Annotated in this window: 17 protein-coding genes; 7 read left to right on the plus strand and 10 right to left on the minus strand. The window is 70.1% G+C overall.

Annotation, left to right across the window (positions count from 1 at the left end):
* Positions 1–16 precede the first annotated feature (16 nt).
* Genes HGBR_RS04060 through HGBR_RS04070 form a run of 3 tightly spaced genes read left to right on the plus strand, consistent with a single transcriptional unit; the run spans position 17 to position 3,078 of the window.
* Positions 17–1,606, plus strand: a complete 1,590-nt coding sequence (locus tag HGBR_RS04060; RefSeq protein WP_019158052.1) for an outer membrane protein assembly factor BamB family protein — start codon at positions 17–19, stop codon at positions 1,604–1,606.
* 51 nt (positions 1,607–1,657) lie between these two features.
* A complete protein-coding gene (locus HGBR_RS04065) occupies positions 1,658–2,662 on the plus strand; it encodes an aldo/keto reductase family protein (RefSeq protein WP_019158053.1) in 1,005 nt (334 codons plus the stop codon).
* Positions 2,659–3,078, plus strand: a complete 420-nt coding sequence (locus HGBR_RS04070; protein WP_147522211.1) for a hypothetical protein — start codon at positions 2,659–2,661, stop codon at positions 3,076–3,078. Before HGBR_RS04065 ends, HGBR_RS04070 begins: the two co-directional genes overlap by 4 nt.
* Before the next feature lie 278 nt (positions 3,079–3,356).
* On the opposite strand, the gene HGBR_RS04075 is transcribed toward HGBR_RS04070, so the two are convergent.
* Both HGBR_RS04075 and HGBR_RS04080 read right to left on the minus strand, forming a co-directional pair.
* A complete protein-coding gene (locus HGBR_RS04075; RefSeq protein WP_019158055.1) occupies positions 3,357–4,850 on the minus strand; it encodes an amidase in 1,494 nt (497 codons plus the stop codon).
* Entirely contained in the window at positions 4,847–6,076 is a 1,230-nt protein-coding gene (locus HGBR_RS04080) for an amidohydrolase (RefSeq protein ID WP_019158056.1), read from the minus strand. Before HGBR_RS04080 ends, HGBR_RS04075 begins: the two co-directional genes overlap by 4 nt.
* A 252-nt stretch (positions 6,077–6,328) precedes the next feature.
* Here HGBR_RS04080 and HGBR_RS04085 point away from each other — a divergent pair, with 252 nt between their 5' ends.
* The gene (locus HGBR_RS04085) at positions 6,329–6,628 is read left to right on the plus strand and encodes a hypothetical protein (protein WP_026077319.1); all 300 of its coding nucleotides are present in this window, start codon (positions 6,329–6,331) and stop codon (positions 6,626–6,628) included.
* Between the two features lie 65 nt (positions 6,629–6,693).
* On the opposite strand, the gene HGBR_RS04090 is transcribed toward HGBR_RS04085, so the two are convergent.
* The gene (locus tag HGBR_RS04090; protein WP_019158057.1) at positions 6,694–7,143 is read right to left on the minus strand and encodes an NUDIX hydrolase; all 450 of its coding nucleotides are present in this window, start codon (positions 7,141–7,143) and stop codon (positions 6,694–6,696) included.
* Between the two features lie 216 nt (positions 7,144–7,359).
* Between HGBR_RS04090 and HGBR_RS20995 the strand changes: the two genes are divergently transcribed.
* A complete protein-coding gene (locus HGBR_RS20995) occupies positions 7,360–8,193 on the plus strand; it encodes a DUF805 domain-containing protein (RefSeq protein WP_019158058.1) in 834 nt (277 codons plus the stop codon).
* Positions 8,194–8,299: 106 nt separating this feature from the next.
* Here the strand turns inward: HGBR_RS20995 and HGBR_RS04100 are convergent, their stop codons facing one another.
* Complete coding sequence (locus tag HGBR_RS04100) at positions 8,300–9,682, minus strand: NAD-dependent succinate-semialdehyde dehydrogenase (RefSeq protein WP_019158059.1); 1,383 nt, start codon at positions 9,680–9,682, stop codon at positions 8,300–8,302.
* 189 nt (positions 9,683–9,871) lie between these two features.
* Between HGBR_RS04100 and HGBR_RS04105 the strand changes: the two genes are divergently transcribed.
* Positions 9,872–10,225: a nuclear transport factor 2 family protein gene (locus HGBR_RS04105; protein ID WP_019158060.1), complete on the plus strand. Its 354-nt coding sequence runs from the start codon at positions 9,872–9,874 to the stop codon at positions 10,223–10,225.
* A 96-nt stretch (positions 10,226–10,321) separates the two neighbouring features.
* Here the strand turns inward: HGBR_RS04105 and HGBR_RS04110 are convergent, their stop codons facing one another.
* Positions 10,322–11,257 (minus strand): 3-hydroxyacyl-CoA dehydrogenase NAD-binding domain-containing protein, encoded by a 936-nt coding sequence (locus HGBR_RS04110; protein WP_019158061.1) that lies wholly within the window; start codon positions 11,255–11,257, stop codon positions 10,322–10,324.
* A 69-nt stretch (positions 11,258–11,326) separates the two neighbouring features.
* Between HGBR_RS04110 and HGBR_RS04115 the strand changes: the two genes are divergently transcribed.
* Complete coding sequence (locus HGBR_RS04115; protein WP_019158062.1) at positions 11,327–12,199, plus strand: hypothetical protein; 873 nt, start codon at positions 11,327–11,329, stop codon at positions 12,197–12,199.
* Positions 12,200–12,304: 105 nt separating this feature from the next.
* Here HGBR_RS04115 and HGBR_RS04120 read toward each other — a convergent pair whose 3' ends face one another.
* From HGBR_RS04120 to HGBR_RS04140, 5 genes are all read right to left on the minus strand, one after another.
* On the minus strand, positions 12,305–12,835 hold the full coding sequence (locus HGBR_RS04120; protein WP_019158063.1) for a GyrI-like domain-containing protein: 531 nt from the start codon (positions 12,833–12,835) through the stop codon (positions 12,305–12,307).
* The gene (locus HGBR_RS04125) at positions 12,835–14,451 is read right to left on the minus strand and encodes a long-chain-fatty-acid--CoA ligase (RefSeq protein WP_019158064.1); all 1,617 of its coding nucleotides are present in this window, start codon (positions 14,449–14,451) and stop codon (positions 12,835–12,837) included. The genes HGBR_RS04120 and HGBR_RS04125 overlap by 1 nt, the downstream gene beginning before the upstream one ends.
* 115 nt (positions 14,452–14,566) lie before the next feature.
* Positions 14,567–15,376 (minus strand): SDR family NAD(P)-dependent oxidoreductase, encoded by an 810-nt coding sequence (locus HGBR_RS04130; protein WP_019158065.1) that lies wholly within the window; start codon positions 15,374–15,376, stop codon positions 14,567–14,569.
* A 1-nt stretch (position 15,377) separates the two neighbouring features.
* On the minus strand, positions 15,378–16,367 hold the full coding sequence (locus tag HGBR_RS04135) for an NADPH:quinone oxidoreductase family protein (protein WP_019158066.1): 990 nt from the start codon (positions 16,365–16,367) through the stop codon (positions 15,378–15,380).
* Positions 16,368–16,435: 68 nt separating this feature from the next.
* Positions 16,436–17,230, minus strand: coding sequence for an enoyl-CoA hydratase-related protein (locus tag HGBR_RS04140; RefSeq protein WP_019158067.1), 795 nt, complete (start codon positions 17,228–17,230; stop codon positions 16,436–16,438).
* Between the last annotated feature and the right edge of the window lie 27 nt (positions 17,231–17,257).

Genomic DNA, 17,257 nt, shown 5'->3' on the forward strand with positions numbered 1-17,257 from the left:
TTGGTATAAGAATCGTATGAACTCCCTGCATCGCGGCCGCCTCACGGCCGTCGCCTCGTTGTGTGCCTCCGGCCTGCTCGTCCTCACCGGATGCACGTCCGCGCCCGCAGAGCCCCCGGAGGCCGCTGCCCCTGCCACTCCCACACCCAGCGCGGCCTGGGGTGACTGGGCCGACGTCGACGGTGCGATGATGCCAGTCGGTTCGACGACCGACCGCATCATCGTGAGCGGTCTCGATGCATCGACCGTCGTCGTGCTGGACCGGTCCACAGGCGACGAGGTCTGGCGGATCGGTGACGATGCGGAGGGTGACGGTTCTGGTGCGGACGGGGCGAGCGCGGAGGGCTGGACCGACGACGACTGGACCGAGGGCGCCGCGTGGGAGCACGGGCTGGTGCTGCACGACGAGGACACGATCTATACCCAGCGCGGGTCGGGAGACGGATCGCTCGTCGCCTACAGCGCGGAGGACGGCAGCGAGGTCTGGCGGGTCTCCCCCGGCACGCTCGATGCGTGCGCACTCGCGGATGCGTGGGAACTGTCCCCGTCCGTGTCGCAGTCGTACGAGGTGGCGGAGAGCGGACAGCTCATCCTGTCGCACACGCAGCCAGCCGACTGGGACTGCCACGACGGTCCCAACGCCACGCATCCGGGGACCCTCGCCATGCTGGTCGTCGATGCGACGACGGGCGAGGTCACCGGAGAACCGGTTCGGATCGCCGGGACCGCGATCCCGGGCATGTCGATGCCGGATCCGTCCGGCCGCTACATCGACGTGCCCTTCGAACTGCAGGCCAGCGTGAATGTCATCCGTGTCGACGCCACGACGGGCGAGGAGCACTGGGCGATGCTGCACTACCCGGATCCTTCCGACTTCGATCCGGACCTGGACGCCTCACTGGGCCCCGCCACCGTGACAGCTGCGGGCGAGGACCGCTTCCTCATCCAGTCGCACATGGACGGTGGACACCTCGCCACCGTCGAGGCATGGGCCGACGACCCCATGGAGACCGGCGACGTGACCGTCGAGGATCTGGACTATGAGATGCCGTGCGAGTACCGCATGCAGCGCAGCAGTGCGGGTGACCCGTACTGTCTGCTCCTCACGTCCTCCCCGGACCCGGAACACGACGCACAGTTCCTCGTGTCAGTGGCCGACCCGTCGTCTGGAGCTGCCACGGATGAGCCGCTCGCTGTTCCTGCTCCTGCCTCGCTCATCGACGCCGACGAGTACTACGGATTCGTGGAGGCTCCCACCGTCGTCGAGAACGACGCGCTCATCCCGGCATCAGCGCGGGGCGCCGATGCCCCAGCGATCATCCTCCCGACCGACGCGGGGCTCCACGCCGTGGACATCGCAGGCGGAGACACGGTCTGGACCTGGGACTCGGGTGAGGGGACGGCCGTCGCCGGGCACGTGGTGCCGGACGCACTGGAGGTCGTCGTGGCTGTTAACGACCGCGCTGTTGGGATCGATGCGCTCACCGGGACCGAGCTCTGGGACGAACCGGCGGACGGACCCGTCTTCGGGGTGGACGACGTCATCACGATCACGGACTTCATGACAGGGACGACGAGGGTGCGCACGACTCACCCCGTAGGCTGAGGCCGGGTCCGCACCCCGGACAACTCACGCGCAGCAGGAAGGCAGACGCTCATGGAGTACCGCTACCTGGGACATTCCGGCCTCAAGATCTCCGAGGTCACCTACGGCAACTGGCTCACCCACGGCTCGCAGGTGGAGAACGACATCGCGACGCAGTGCGTGCATGCCGCCCTGGACGCCGGCATCACGACCTTCGACACCGCAGACGTCTACGCCAACACGAAGGCGGAGCAGGTGCTGGGCGATGCCCTCAAGGGTCAGCGCCGCGAATCGCTGGAGATCTTCACGAAGGTCTACCACCCGACCGGCCCCAAGGGACCCAACGACAGCGGACTGTCGCGCAAGCACATCATGGAGTCGATCAACGGATCGCTCACCCGCCTGGGCACCGACTACGTCGACCTGTATCAGGCGCACCGCTACGACTACGAGACGCCGCTCGAGGAGACGATGCAGGCGTTCGCGGACGTCGTCCGGCAGGGCAAGGCGCTCTACATCGGCGTCTCCGAATGGCGGGCGGACGAGATCCGCGCGGGCCACGCTCTGGCGCAGGACCTGGGCATCCACCTCATCTCGAACCAACCGCAGTACAACATGCTCTGGCGCGTCATCGAGGACGAGGTCATCCCCGCCTCGCAGGAGCTGGGCCTCTCCCAGATCGTCTGGTCACCCATCGCGCAGGGCGTCCTGACCGGGAAGTACAAGAAGGGTCAGCCGTTGCCCGAGGGCTCCCGTGCCACGGACGAGGCCGGCGGTGCCCGTGCGGTCCAGCGCTTCCTGGACGATGAGATCCTGGACGGCGTCGCGAAGCTCGAGCCCATCGCCGCAGAACTCGACCTCACGATGGCGCAGCTGGCCATCGCGTGGGTGCTGTCGAACGACAACGTGGCCTCTGCCCTGGTGGGCGCATCCCGCCCGGAGCAGATCGCGTCGAACGCGGCAGCCGCCGGCGTGACGCTCGAGGCGGACGTCCTGGCACGCATCGACGCCGCGATCGGCCACCTGGCCGAGCGCGACCCCGCGAAGACGGTCTCCCCCGCGACGCGCCCCTCGTGACCCGTCGCGAATATCGCCCGGCGGCGGCTCGCGGCGCCACGTCTGTGCCTGTGGGCGCGTGGCGACGATTCCGCGCACTCATCAGCACCTCGTGGTGGCTGTTCCGTCCGCTTCTGATCCTGTGCGCGCTGGGACTGCTCTTCGTGGTGTCGTTCGTCGCGTACACGCACTTCACGGCACCGGACACGTACTGGCGCGAATTCGCGATCGCGATGATCGGCACGCTCCTGACCGTCTCCGGTTCGTTCGCCGTGGCCCTCTACGCGTTCCGCGACCAGTTGCGCAGGCGCCGCGAGGTGCAGACGCTGCGGCGATTCGACGATGAGACATGGCGCAGGCGCTCGCTGGTGGTCGCGACGATCGCAAGTTATTTATTCAAGTTCAGGTCACATCGCAAGTTCCGAAGTGATCGATGATTTCCTGAAGTCATCCTGGACGCGTGCACGCGATCTGCCCCTCGCATCGCGCCCGTCGTCGCAGCCACGAGCGGAGGCTGATTGCACCGAGGGACCGTTCCCCGGGTCGAGGCGCCACTGCGCGCAGTGGGCTCTCGTTCCAGGAAGCGGTCCCTCGGTGTTGGGGCTGACAGAAAGCGGTCCCTCGGTGACGTGACTGACCGGGCGCCGGCCCCGGCGATCTGGCGATCCGGCCGGCCCCTCGGCGGTTGAGACCCGCAGCGGCGGGACGAGTCACCTCACAGCGGCGGGCGGCGCAGGTGGTGCTCCGTGAGCTCCTCGAAGGCCTGAGCCGCCAGCAGCAGCTCGACATCCTTGCCCGGGGCGGCGACCAGCTGGACGCCCACGGGCAGTCCGTCGCGCGTGAAGCCGGCGGGCACGGAGATCGCCGGGCACCCGGTGGCGGAGATGATCGTCGCCGCCCGCATCCACTGGAGGTAGTCCTCCTGCTGCACGCCGTCGATGTCCGCCGGGTACTCGAGGTCCTTGTCGAACGGTACGACCTGGCTGGAGGTGAGCACCAGCAGGTCGTAGTGCCCGAAGAACGCCTCGAGCGCACCCTGGAGACGACCCCGGGCCGCCTCCGCGGAGACGAGGTCGTCGACCGTGAGGTTCAGGCCCATCTCCGTGTTCCAGACGATCGCGTCCTTGAGCTGATCGCGGTGGTCGCGCAGCCGCTGTCCGTGCTGCGCGGCGAAGTCATAGGCCCGCGTCACCCGGAAGACCTCGTCCGCGTCGCGCAGATCCGGCGCGTACGCATCGACGTGCCCACCGCCCACGGCCAGGGACTGCGCGGCACGGTCCACGACCTCGGCGACGGCGGCCTCGACCGGGAGCAGACCGCCCAGGTCAGCGGAGAAACCGATCCGCAGCCCGCGCAGGCCGGCGCCCGGCCGGTGCTCGAACGGGTAGCGGAACTCCGGCCGGTCGAACACGCTGCCCGGCTCCGGGCGCGCGGCCGGCGCACCCGGTGCGGGACCACTGCCCACGGACATGAGCAGCGCGACGTCGCCCACGGTCCGGGCCAGGAAGCCCGGCTGCGACAGCCACGCCCACGGCCGGCCCGGCAGGGCATGCGGGATCCGCCCGTTCGTGGGACGCATGCCCACGACGTTGTTGAACGAGCCCGGCGTGCGCAGGGACCCGCCCATGTCCGACCCGTCGCCGGAGGCCTGGATGCCCGCGGCGATCGCGGCGGCCGCACCCCCGGAGGAGCCGGCGGCGGACTTCGACGTGTCGTACGGGTTCACCGTCGTCCCGAACAGCGGGTTGAAGGTGTGGGAGCCGGCCGCGAACTCCGGCACGTTCGACTTCCCCGTCGTCACGACGCCGGCCGCGCGCAGACGGGAGATGATGAGCGAGTCCCGCACCGGCACGTTCTGGGCCAGCAGCGGCGAGCCGTACGTGGTGAGCAGCCCGGCGGTGTCGTGCGTGTCCTTGTGGGTCATCGGCACGCCGTGCAGGGGACCCAGCCGGTCGCCGCGGGAGAAGGACTCGTCGGCTGCTGCGGCGGCGGCGTAGGCGGCCTCGTCGTCGCGGGTGACGATCGCGTTCAGTGCGGGATCGACCGCGTCGATGCGCGCCAGGTGGTCCGTCAGCGCCTCGCGGGCGGAGACCTTCCCGGACGCGATCCGGGAGGCCAGTGCCCGCGTGCTCAGCCAGGTGAGCTCCGACTCGTGGGCCGCACCCGCGGCGGGCTCGAAGCGCGGCGTCTCCGCCGCCTGCCCGCTCACTTGCCCACCCGCGTGAAGAGTGCGGTGAGGCCCGCGCGGACGCCGGTGGACAGGGCCGTGGGCACGTCGTCGGGCGCGAAGTACGGCGAGTGGTTGCCGCCGGGCACACCGTTCTCCACCGTCTGCGTCTTGAACCCGCCGAAGAACCAGAACACCCCCGGCACGCCCAGCGAGTCCGCGAAGGTCCCGAAGTCCTCACTGCCGGTGGCCGGCTCCTTCTGCACGGCGCGATCCGCGCCCAGTTCTTCCTGGAGAGCTGTCAGCACTGTCTGTGCCTCCTCCTCGTCGTTGAAGCAGTGGGGGAACCTGTACATCTCCTCGATGTCCGGGTCCGGTGCGCCGGCGGCCATCGCCTCGCCGCGGATGATCCGGCTGATCGCGTCCAGGACGCGGTCGCGCACGTCCGGCTCGAACGTGCGGATGTTGAGCTCGAACACCGCCTTCGCCGGGATGATGTTCTCCTTCGTCCCCGCGTGGAAGGTGCCGACCGTCACGACCGCCATGTCCGTGCCCGCAATCTCGCGGGAGACGACCGACTGCAGCCGGGTGACCATGTAGGCGGCCAGGACCAGGGCGTCGATCGCGTTCTCCGGCTGCGAGCCATGGGCCTGCCGCCCGTGCACGGTCACCCGCAGCGAGTCCGCCATCGCCAGTGCGGTGCCCACGGGCAGCGCGACAGTGCCGGCGACGGACGGCCACACGTGCTGGCCGTAGACGGCCTCGGGGCGGGGCACGCGATCCCACAGTCCGTCCGCCACCATCGCGGCGGCGCCCGCGGCGGTCTCCTCGCCGGGCTGGAAGAGCATGACGACGGTGCCGGCCCAGGCCTCGCGGTGCAGTGTCAGCAGCCGGGCGATCTCCAGGCCGGCGGTGATGTGGGTGTCGTGGCCGCAGCCGTGCATGACCGGCGTCGTCGTCCCATCCGACAGCGTGCCCGAGGCCGTGGACGCGTACTCGAGTCCCGTCGCCTCCTCGATGGGCAGCCCGTCCGTGTCCGCGCGGAACGCGACGACGGGGCCGTCTCCGTTCTCGATGACGGCGACCACTCCGGTCCCGCCCACGGTCTGCGTCTCAAGCCCGTAGGACTGCAGGTGCTCAGCGATCGCAGCGGCTGTCCCGTGCTCCTGCATCGACAGCTCCGGTGCGGCGTGGAATCCCCGGTAGAGCCCGACGAGCGCGTCGAGACCCTCCTCGAGACTCGCGGTCATCTCTTCCGGCAGACCCATCGTGTTCCTCTCGTCAGACGATCCAGGCGCCGACCGCTCCGGCGCTCTCGCGAGGGCGCCCGGTGGGCGGTGCTCCACCTCACGGTAACGCGATTGCGCGGCCGACGACAGACACCTCTCATCCGCCGGACGCCGCTGTTGCGAAGTCGGCACACGGTGAACACACCGACCGCACCTGAGAGGAGTGGAATAGGAGCAGCGCGCGGCCCCACGCCGCCACCACGACCCGCCGCAGACGAGGAGGACCCGGACGTGCCCTGTGCCAGCCCGTCACCGGAGGACCGCCGCCCCGCGTCCGCTCCGCTCGGGGACCGCGGTCCCGACCCTGTTCCGCACGACCCGCAGGTCCCGGTCGATCTCTACGGGCTGCCGGCGCTGCCGCCGCCCCAGCCGCTCCCCCGGCCCCAGCCCGCCGAGGCCCCGGTCACCGCCCGCCCCCGTCTCTCCCCGGCCGTGTGGCTGGGTGCCGTCGGGGCGGCGGTCGTGACGACGACCTCGGCGGGGGTGGGAGCCGCGGCCGCGACCGCGGTGGGCCTGCTGGCAGGAGGGTGAGTGGTGCCCGGCAGGTCCGTGGGGGTCCGCGCGTGCCGCACGGTGCGCGGGGAGGAGCCGCCGGCTCAGTCCGCGTCGCGGCGGGCGAGGGCGGGGAGCACACTCCACCGGGTCAGCGGCGCGAAGGTGCGCTGGGGTGTGTCGTCCGGCAGCGCGTCCGGGTCGAACCAGCCCACGGACTCGAGCTCCGCGTGCGGCACGATCCGCTCGATGTCGAAGCCGTCCGGCAGACCGCGGTGGACGAACACGTCGCCCACGACACGGTGGCCGGACTCGTTCGCGGCGTTCGCGGTGAAGGTGCCCAGCTCGTCGAGGTCGGCGGGGTCCAGGGTCAGATCCAGTTCCTCACGGACCTCCCGGAGGATCGTCTGGAGCGGGGTCTCGCCCGGTTCCGGCTTGCCGCCGGGCAGCATGAACGCGGTCGTCCCCCTCTTCCTCACCATGAGCATCGCGCCGTCGACGCGCAGCACCAGTGCGCTCACGCGGATCTCCGGGGACTCGCGGTCGGTCTGCATCGGGGCTCCTCGGGTCTGTGTCGTTCCGCACGCAGTCGCACCGGTCGCTGTCGCCTGCTGACCGGTCGGTTCTCCGCCATCATGGCACTGGGAATGTGACCGTGCTGCGACCGGTCCCCGCCGATGATGCGGATCTGCAACGCCCGGACGCGCGCAGACACCGGTTCGCTCGCTAGGGTGGGCGCAGTAAGCACACCCACAGACCGGGAGCAGACGATGACCTACGGCAATTCTCCGACCGACCCTTCGCAGGGCGGGGCAGGACCCTACGGCTCGGGCCCCTACTCGGGTTCGACTCCGCAGGGCGGACAGCAGCCCTACGGGTCGCCGCAGCCCCCGACCTACGGTGCGCCGGGGCAGCAGCCCTATGGGTCGCAGCCGCAGTACGGCGCGCAGCCGGGCGGACAGGCTCCGTACGGTTCGCAGGGTCAGCAGCCCTACGGTGCCGCACCCGGCGGACAGCAGGCCCCCTACGGACAGCAGCCGTACGGCGGTGCCCCCTACGGCGGCGCTCCGTCGTCCACGACGGTCGTCCCGGGGGGCCCGCCGGCACTGGGCCCGGACGGCGAGCCGATGCTCAGCCAGCCGCTCTACGGCGCCACGATCATGCAGGCGACGAAGCGCTTCTTCAAGAAGTACGCCCGCTTCTCCGGCTACGCGTCGCTCAGCGAGTACTGGTGGTCGACGCTCGCACTGAGCATCATCAGCCTCGTCCTGTCGATCCCGCTCATGATCGGCTACATCGGCATGATCGCCAGCGCCGCCACCTATGATCCGTACTCCACCTCGTCCGCAGCCGGTGCCGGCATGGGGATCATGGGGGTCATCGCGATCATCGGCGTCATCATCGTCGGTCTCTTCTCGCTGGCGATCCTCGTCCCCACTCTGGCCATCCAGGCCCGCCGGCTGCACGACGCCGGGTTCTCCGCCCTGTTCCTGCTGCTGTACCTGATCCCCTACGTGGGGTCCCTGGTCGTCCTCGTCTTCATGTTCCTGCCCACGAAGGTCGAGGCGCGCAAGCCCGAATGGGACGACGTCAAGGGCGACTGAGTCGCCGAGGGGCCGCTGAGCCCCGTCGCACCCACGCAGAACGAGAGCGGGCCCCGGATCATCGATCCGGGGCCCGCTCGTCTCGCTCAGGCGATCAGTGCGTGTGTCAGCTGGTCTTCTTGTACACCAGCTGCTTGTTCACGAACTCATCCATCGCCAACGGACCCAACTCACGCCCCACACCCGAACGCTTCACACCACCGAACGGCAGATACTCCCGCGAACCCTCCGGCGCATTCAAGAACACCATGCCCGCCTCGATCTTCGAACCCACACGCTCAGCCCGCTCCAGATCCTGCGAGAACACCGCAGACCCCAGACCGAACGGCGTGTCATTCGCCAACTCGATCGCCTCGTCCTCCGACTTCACCTTGAACAACATGAACGCAGGCCCGAACAGCTCCTCGTGATACCCGCGCATGCCCGGCTTCACATCCTCGAACACCACCGGCTGCACGAACGAACCCGGCGTGTCATAGTGCTCACCACCAGCCAGCACCGTCGCACCATCAGCCTTCACCGCATCCACCTGCTCCATGAACCGCTCACGCGCAGCAGGCGACGACAACGGCGACAAGCCCGTGTCCCCCGTCGAGGGATCCGCCGGGGTGGCGGCCTTCGCCAGGCTCGTCAGCTCCGTGCGGAAATCATCGTAGATGTCCTCCATCACGATCATCCGCTTCGGCGAATTGCACGCCTGACCGTTGTTGCCCATCCGCGCACCGAAGAACGTCTTCGCAGATTCCTTCACATCCGCCGTATCCAACAGCACATACGGATCCGAACCACCCAGCTCCAGGACGACCTTCTTCAGGTTCTTCCCCGCAGCCGCAGCCACAGCAGAACCAGCCCGCTCCGAACCCGTCACCGACACACCATGATTCAGCGGCGACGGCAGAATGATGTCCGCCACCTGCTCGTTCGTCGCGTAGATGTTGATGTACGCATCCGCAGGCACACCCGCGGCGTGGAAGATCTCCTCCATCACCGCGGACGACTTCGGATCCTGCGGCGCATGCTTCAACAGGATCGTGTTGCCCAGCGCCAGATTCGGGGCCGCGAAACGAGCCACCTGGTAGTAGGGGAAGTTCCACGGCATGATGCCCAGCAGCGAACCCACCGGCTTCCTGCGGACGAACGCCTCCTCATCCGCACTGGTGCCCCGCAGCGGCTCGTCCTCCATGAACGCCTCCGCGTGATCCGCGAAGTACCGGTAGATCAGCTGGCACAGCTTGATCTCACCCTTCGCCTCCGGGATCGCCTTGCCCATCTCCAGATTGATGATCTCCGCGAGCTCATCAATGCGCTCACCATAGATATCCGCGACCTTCGTCAGAATCGCGGCGCGCTCGGCCACCGTCGTCTGCGACCACGACTTGAACGCATCCGCGCTGCGCTGCTGCGCATCCGCGATCTGCTCATCCGTGGCGGTCGGATACGTCTCCACCACTTCACCGGTAGCCGGATTGAGGACCTGATAGATCGACATTGAACACTCCTCTGCGTGGGGTATCGGCACAGCCGACGATCAAGCCGACTAGTGTGAGTCCCACGTTAGGCGGGTCACACTCGCGAGGCAAAGGCAGTCCGGTCCGTGGCACAGTCCGCGTCCGCACTGCGGCACACCCCGAACGCAGCACACCCCGCACACAGCCCACACCGCACACTGGGAGGAACCATGGCCCGCACAGAGGATCTCGCCCGTCAGTACTACACCGTCGTCGACGCCGGCGACGCGGACGCGACCATCGCGCTGTTCGCACCGGAGGCCACCTACGACCGGCCCGGCTACGACACCCTGACCGGCCCGCAGATCGGCGAGTTCTACCGCGGCGAGCGCGTCATCGCCTCCGGTGCGCACACGGTCCACGAGATCATCGCGGACGACACCCGCGCTGCGATCCGGGGCGTCTTCGAAGGCGTCCTCAAGGACGGGTCGACCGCCCGCGAGGGCTTCGCGGACTTCATGGAGTTCGACGACCAGGACCGGATCAGCGCGCGCACCACCTTCTTCTTCCGCGCGGCGGTCTGAGCCCCCTCGGGGGGGGCCGTCAGCGGGCGACACCGGTCGGCCGGTGATTCCGACCGCAGGACACACCGAGCACCAGCGCCCGGTGACCGGCCGCCGTCAGCCGTCCGCGGCCTCGGCGTTCTCGTCCCGCAGGCGGATGATCGCCTCCTGGACGCGGTCGCGCTCCCGCGCGATCCGCGGGCGCGGCGGCAGGCCGTAGGCCTCCTCCACCTGGTCGTGCACCGGGCGCATGCCGGCCTCCGTGAGGTCCGGTTCGTGCAGGTCGATCTGCGCGAAGGACGGGCCGATGTGCTCCATGAAGCCGCGCAGGCCGGCCTCACCGCCGCCCAGGTGCATGCCCTCGAGCGGCCCCACGGCCGCCCACCGCAGTCCCAGCGATCCTGTCACGACAGCGTCCAGGCCCGCCGCGTCGACGACCCCGGACTGGACGAGGTGGACCGCCTCCCGCAGCACCGCGTTCTGCAGGCGGTTGCCCACGAACCCGCGGGTCTCCTTCGCGAGCGCCACGGGTGTGCGCCTGTACGCGCGGTAGACCTCGAGGGCCCGCTGCACGGAGTCCGGCGCCGTCCGCTCACCGGGCACCACCTCGACGAGCGGCATGATGTGCGGCGGGTTGAACGGGTGGCCGATGAGCATGCGCGCGGCCGCTTCGTCGTCCAGGGACTGTGCGATGCGGGTGGGCAGGATCGCGGATGACGAGGACAGCAGCAGTGCGTGGGGCGCCGCCGCCTCCGCCAGCTCGACGAAGAGGGCTGCCTTGTGGTCCTCGCGCTCCGGGCCACTCTCCTGCACGAGGTCCGCGGACTCCGCCGCCTCGGCTGCGGAATCCGCGCACGTCACAGTCCGGGGGTCTGCTCCCGCCGCGGCGACGGCGGTCCCCACGACCTGCGCCAGATCCGGTCGCGGGTCGTACACCCGCACGGCCGACCCGTACGAGGCGAAGAGCCTCACCCATGACAGCCCGATCGTGCCGGCTCCGATGACGGCGACGCGGGCGGGCGGCTGCGGGGTGCGGGTGGCTGCGGTGTCCATGCGCCCACGGTATCCCGCTGCGCCCACGGCTTCCCGCCTTCCGGCGGCATCCGGTGGCACAATGGGTGGATGGAGACGCCGGTCGCACCACAGATCAGCTCGCAGGTGAGCGAGGAGCACCGCACCGCCGCGGAGGATCAGCTCCGGGAGGCGCTCGACGACGCGCGCATCGACGTGCGGATCATCGAGTCGGCGCAGGAGGCCGCGGACGCATCCCTGCTGCTGGACGAGGTGTGGAACGTGACCGGGTCCGGCACGACCGTCCTCGAGCCCAGCCTCTTCATCGCCCTGGCGCACGCCCGCAACTACACGGCGGCCGCGTTCGACCGCGACAGCGGGCAGATGCTGGGGGTCACGGTGGGCTTCTTCGCCGCTCCGGTCGGCACGTCGATGCACTCGCATGTGGCCGGCGTGCGGCACGAGGCGGTGGGCCGAGGGATCGGCGCCGCGATGAAGCTGCACCAGCGCCTCTGGTGCCTGGAGCACGGTCTCACCCGCATGACGTGGACCTTCGACCCGCTCATCGCCCGCAATGCGCACTTCAACATCGCGCGGCTGGGCGCCCGCCTGGTCGACTACCACGAGGACTTCTACGGGCAGATGCGCGACGGGGTGAACGCGGGGCAGGCCTCGGACCGAGCATTCGTCGACTGGGACCTGACCGACGCCCGGCCCAGCCCGCTCACCGACCCCGATGCCAAGGCAGTGGCCGCCGTCCGCATCGACGACGACGGCCGTCCGCAGGAGCTGGACGTGCCCCGCGAAGCCCCCGTCGTCGCGGTCGAGATCCCCAGCGACATCGAGACCCTGCGCGCGACGGACCCCCGGCTGGCGGCCCAGTGGCGCGAGGCCGTCCGCCGGGGGTTCGTCGAGCTGCTGGCGGACGGGTGGCGGGTGAGCGGCTTCCGCCGCAGCGGCGCCTACCTGCTGACGCACCCGTAGGGCACGCGGGCGGTCAGGGGCGGCGCACGGAGTCTCCCGCGGACGACAGGAGGGCTGCCCGGTCGACCCGGGCAGCCCTCCTGTGCGCTCAGCTGCGCAGCGTGCTCAGCCCTGCAGCGCGGTGAAGAGGTCCGTGCGCAGCGTCGCCGGGTCCATGTCCGGGCTCGGCTCCGTCACATAGACCTCCCAGAACGGCGTCCCCGGCGGTGTGCCGCCGGTGGCCAGGGCTTCCATGAACGTCTGCCAGGCCTGGCCCAGTCCGTCGTAGCCGCCCAGGTGCGCCGCGGTCGCGATCCTGCCGCCCGGCAGGGACGAGGTCCGCGCGACGAGCGGGATCTCCTCCCCGGTCTCCAGCTGGAGCGAACCCAGGTCCACGGTGCCCTCGAGGACGTGGTCGACGGGGATGCCGACCTCCAGGTCGACGGTCTCCCCCGGCACCCGCGTGTACAGGGCGTGCGCGGGCCCCGCCGGCTGCACTCCGGCCTGCCCCAGCGCGGGGAACAGGCGGGTGAACACACCGTCGAACAGCTGCGGCAGCTGGGCGGCGGGATAGCCCTCGACCCGCACGACCGCCGTGACCTGCTCCGGCGCGTCGACGATCGCCGGAGCCGCGGGGGTGGGTGTCGCGTCGCTCATCAGCCGTCCTCTCCCAGGTGCTGGGTGCGCAGGACCTTCTTGTCGAGCTTGCCCACGGAGGTGCGCGGCAGCTCGGTGACGAACTCGACGACGTCCGGCAGCTGCCACTTCGCGAACTTCGCGAGCAGGCCCTCCCGCACCTCGTCCGCCGTCGTCGACTGGCCCTCGCGCAGCACGACGTAGGCGACGGGACGCTCATCCCACTTCTCGTCCGGGACCGCGATGACGGCGGCCTCGAGCACCTTCGGGTCGTCCATGATCGCGTTCTCCATGTCGATGGAGGAGATCCACTCGCCGCCGGACTTGATGACGTCCTTGAGACGGTCGGTGAGCTTCACGTAGCCCGCCTCGTCGATGACGGCCACGTCACCGGAGCGCCACCAGTCGCCGTCGAAGCGCTCCGCGCTGTCATCGAGCTTGTGGTACGCGGTCGCGATCCAGGGGCCGCGGATGAGCAGCTCGCCCATCGACTTCCCGTCGCGCGGCAGCTCCTCGCCGGTGGGGTCCACGACCTTGACCTCGACGCCGGCCACCGGCACGCCCTGCGAGCGCTTGAGGTCCCAGGCCGCGTCCTCCTCCAGCTCGCCCAGCTCCGGCTTGATCTGCCAGTTCACGGTCACGACCGGGGTGGTCTCCGAGGCGCCGTAGGCGTGGATGACCTCGGCGCCGGTGAGATCGCGGAAGCCCTTCATGAGCGAGACCGGCGGCTCCGTCGAACCGCTCACCAGGCGCGCACGGGAGAGGTCCGGTGTCTCGTCCTGGGCCCGGATGTACTCGAGCAGGCCCGCGAAGATCGCCGGTGCGCCGTTGGCGACCGTCACCTCCTCGTCGACGAACGCCTTGGCGATCGCGCCCATGTCGTCCGCGGAGAACCGGCCCGGCAGCACGACCTTCGCCCCGGCGCCCGCGGCCATCTGCGGGAAGCCCCAGGAGAGCACGTGGAACATGGGCGTGATCGGCATGATGACGTCCGTGTAGCCGACCTTCAGGCCCGCCGTGATCGCCATCGTGTGCAGATAGGAGGCGCGGTTCGAGTAGTACACGCCCTTGGGCTTGCCCGTGGTACCCGTCGTGTAGCCGGCGTAGGCCGCGGTCGACTCCTCGACCTGCTCGAAGTCGTACTCCTCCGACTGCTGGGCCATGAGGTCCTCGAGGAACACGACGTTCTCCAGCGTCGTCGAGATCTCCGAGGACGGCGTGTCCGCCGCGACGATCCACTGCTTCACGTACGAGCCGGCGGCCAGCTTCTCCGCGATCGGCAGGAGCGACTCGTCGACGATCACGTACTGCGCCTGCGAGTGGTTGACGACGAACCCCAGGTCCGCCTCGCCCAGTCGCAGGTTCAGCTGCACCATCGTCGCGCCCAGGCCGGGCACCGCGTAGTACGCCTCGAAGTGGCGGCGCGAGTTCCAGTCGAGCACGCCCACCGTGCTTCCGGGCTCGACGCCCAGGGAGGACAGCGCGTGCGCCATGCGGGCGACCCGCTTCCACTCGTCACCGTAGGTGCTGCGACCCCACTCCCCGTCGGAGCGGCGGTACACGACCTCTGTGCGCGGGAAGTTGACCGCCGCGTGGCGCAGCAGGTTGAGGACGTTGAGCTGGTAGTCGTCGCCCATGGTGGACGGGATTCCTCGAAGCAATCGGACCTCCGGTGAGTGAGAAGGGAATCTGCGGTCGGACGCGAGCGAGGCCGACCTCCAGTGAGATCGACCTCACACTCGCGGATGTGACTCAGAATACGGTGTACCCGCCGTCGATCACCAATTGCTGCCCGTTGACGAACGAGGATCCGTCCCCGGTGAGGAACACGGCCGCCGCACCGAAGTCGTCCGGCGTGCCCCAGGTCCGGAAGGGCACCCGGGAGATCACCTTGTCCGTGAACTTCTGGCTGTTGACGGAGTTCTGGGTCATCTCCGTCTCGATCCAGCCGGGCAGGATCGCGTTGGTCCGGATCCCCTCGCGCGCGTACTCCGTCGCGAGCCCGCGCATGAGCGAGAGCACCGCACCCTTCGTCGCCCCGTAGAGGGTGTTCCGGGTGGGCGCCTCGATGCCGGCCAGCGAGGACACGAGCACGAGGGAGCCGCCCTCGCCCTGCTCCATGAGTGTGCGGACCGCCGCCTGGCAGCTGAGGATGACGCCCTCGATGTTGACGGCGGACACGCGCCGCCAGTCGTCCAGGGACAGCTCGTGCAGGCGCCCGTAGGCCCCGGAGACGCCGGCGTTCGCGATGAGGGTGTCGAGCCGGCCGAACCGCTCCAGCGTCCCCGCCATCGCCGCCGTCACGTCCTCCTCGCGGGACACGTCCGCGGTGAAGGCCTCAGCGGTGCCGCCCAGCCCGCGCAGCTCCTCGACGGCGCCGCGGTTGACCTCCTCGTTGCGGCCCCACACGGCGACGGACGCGCCCGCGCCCACGAGGCCGCGGGCCATCCCGAGGCCGATGCCCCGGTTGCCGCCGGTCACCACGACCACCTTGCCGGTGAGGTCGAGTCCGACCCCGCCCGAGGTCCCGGTCACCGGGGCCGCGCTGCTCGCCTCCGCCATGTCAGACCTCCGCCTTCACCTGGAGGAGCACCTTGCCGCGCACGGCCCGGGTCTCCAGCTGCTTGATCGCCTCGGCCGCCTCCTCCAGCGGGAACGTGGCGTGGATGACGGGGTCCAGCTTGCCCGCGACGAGGTGCTCGTGGAGCGCCTCCCACTGGCTGGCGATGAGACCGGGGTCCTGCGCGAACGCCGCACCCCAGCCCACACCGGCGACGCCCACGTTGTTGAGCAGGAGGCGGTTGACCTTGACCTGCGGGATCTGGCCGGCGGTGAAGCCCAGGACGAGTGCGGTGCCGAAGCGGGCCAGGCAGCGCAGCGAGTCCGTGAACCGGTCGCCGTCCTCCGGGTTGCCCACCGGGTCCGCCACGAGGTCGACGCCCGCCGGGAACAGCTCCTTGACCGCGTCCTTGAAACCCTCGCTCAGGACGGCGTGCTGCGCGCCCAGCGACTTCACCGTCTCCGCCTTCTCCTCCGTGGAGACGACGCCCACGACGGTCGCGCCCATCGCGACGGCCACCTGGACGAGTGCGGTGCCCAGTCCGCCGGCCGCACCGTGGACCAGCACGGTCTGGCCGGCCTCGAGGCGGCCGCGCACCCGCAGGGCGAAGTCCGCGGTCAGCAGGTTCATGGGCATGCCCGCGGCGGCGGACAGGGACACGCTGTCCGGCAGCTTCACGGTCGCGTTCGCGGGGGCGACCATGGCCTCGGCGTAGGCGCCCTTGCCCGCGATCGTCGCGACGCGGTCGCCCACGGCCAGATCCGTGACGTCCGCGCCCACGGCGGTGACGACGCCGGCGGCCTCGGATCCCAGCGTGAACGGCAGCGGGTGCTTGACCTGGTACAAGCCCCGCGTCTGCAGCAACTCCGGGAAGGTGACTCCCGCGTAGGCGACGTCGATGAGGACCTCACCCGCACCGGGTGCGGGGGCCTCGACGTCTGCGACCTGGATGGACTCGGGCCCGTCGAGGACGGTGACCTGGACTGCCTTCATTGTTCTCCTCCGATTGGTTTCGTGGGGGGGGGTGGTGCGTCGTTGCGGTGAAGGACCGGCCGGGCGGCTCAGGCGCCCGTGTAGCGGGGGGCGCGCTTCTCGCGGAAGGCCGCGGCGCCCTCGGCCGCGTCGCTGCTGGCCAGCAGCTGGGTCTGGCCCACGACCTCGCGGTTGAGGTCCGAGCGCAGCGTGGGCAGGGCGATCTCGTTGATCGCCTGGCGGGTGGCCGCCATCGACAGCGGCGGGCCGGCGGCGAAGGTCGCGGCGATCTCCTGCGCGCGCTCCAGCTGCGTGCCGGCGTCCACCAGCTCGCTCGCCAGTCCCCACTCCAGGGCCTTCGCACCGTGGACGCGCTCCGCTGTCAGCGCCATCCGCATCGCGCGATGGCGGCCCGCGGAGGCGGAGACCAGCGCCGTCGCGCCGCCGTCCGGCATGAGTCCGATCTTCGTGAAGGCGAGCATGAAGAACGCCTTCTCGTCGACGACGACGTAGTCGCAGGCGAGCGCCAGCGAGCATCCCACGCCGGCGGCGGCGCCGTAGACCGCAGCGACGGACGGGACCGTCGAGTCGCGCAGGAGCATGATGATCTCGTTGACGTCGTCCAGGAGGCTGCCGGGCTCTTCGATCCCCGCGGCCGCGGCCTCGGCCTTCGCCTGCAGGTCCGCGCCGGAGCTGAAGGAGCGCTGGTCGCCCGTCAGCACGATCGCGCGGACGGCGTCGTCCGACTGCGCGTCCTCGATCGCCTCGCGGACCATCCGGACGCTGTCGAGGATGAGGGCGTTGAGGCGGTCGGGGCGGTTGAGGCGGATCGTCCGGACGCCGCGGTCGTCCGTGTCGACGAGGACGGGAGCATCAGAGGTCATGGAGTGTGCCCTTTCAGTGGAATGTGA

Origin of the sequence: Brevibacterium senegalense (assembly GCF_000285835.1) — a bacterium.
Lineage (GTDB): Bacteria > Actinomycetota > Actinomycetes > Actinomycetales > Brevibacteriaceae > Brevibacterium > Brevibacterium senegalense.

Coding starts and splice junctions, on each gene's coding strand:
- HGBR_RS20995 (WP_019158058.1), top strand. CDS start 7,360: ATGACCTACGGCAATTCTCCGACCGACCCTTCGCAGGGCGGGGCAGGA.
- HGBR_RS04065 (WP_019158053.1), top strand. CDS start 1,658: ATGGAGTACCGCTACCTGGGACATTCCGGCCTCAAGATCTCCGAGGTC.
- HGBR_RS04130 (WP_019158065.1), bottom strand. CDS start 15,376: ATGGCGGAGGCGAGCAGCGCGGCCCCGGTGACCGGGACCTCGGGCGGG.
- HGBR_RS04125 (WP_019158064.1), bottom strand. CDS start 14,451: ATGGGCGACGACTACCAGCTCAACGTCCTCAACCTGCTGCGCCACGCG.
- HGBR_RS04080 (WP_019158056.1), bottom strand. CDS start 6,076: ATGGGTCTGCCGGAAGAGATGACCGCGAGTCTCGAGGAGGGTCTCGAC.
- HGBR_RS04060 (WP_019158052.1), top strand. CDS start 17: ATGAACTCCCTGCATCGCGGCCGCCTCACGGCCGTCGCCTCGTTGTGT.
- HGBR_RS04140 (WP_019158067.1), bottom strand. CDS start 17,230: ATGACCTCTGATGCTCCCGTCCTCGTCGACACGGACGACCGCGGCGTC.
- HGBR_RS04100 (WP_019158059.1), bottom strand. CDS start 9,682: ATGTCGATCTATCAGGTCCTCAATCCGGCTACCGGTGAAGTGGTGGAG.
- HGBR_RS04105 (WP_019158060.1), top strand. CDS start 9,872: ATGGCCCGCACAGAGGATCTCGCCCGTCAGTACTACACCGTCGTCGAC.
- HGBR_RS04115 (WP_019158062.1), top strand. CDS start 11,327: ATGGAGACGCCGGTCGCACCACAGATCAGCTCGCAGGTGAGCGAGGAG.
- HGBR_RS04090 (WP_019158057.1), bottom strand. CDS start 7,143: ATGCAGACCGACCGCGAGTCCCCGGAGATCCGCGTGAGCGCACTGGTG.
- HGBR_RS04135 (WP_019158066.1), bottom strand. CDS start 16,367: ATGAAGGCAGTCCAGGTCACCGTCCTCGACGGGCCCGAGTCCATCCAG.
- HGBR_RS04120 (WP_019158063.1), bottom strand. CDS start 12,835: ATGAGCGACGCGACACCCACCCCCGCGGCTCCGGCGATCGTCGACGCG.
- HGBR_RS04110 (WP_019158061.1), bottom strand. CDS start 11,257: ATGGACACCGCAGCCACCCGCACCCCGCAGCCGCCCGCCCGCGTCGCC.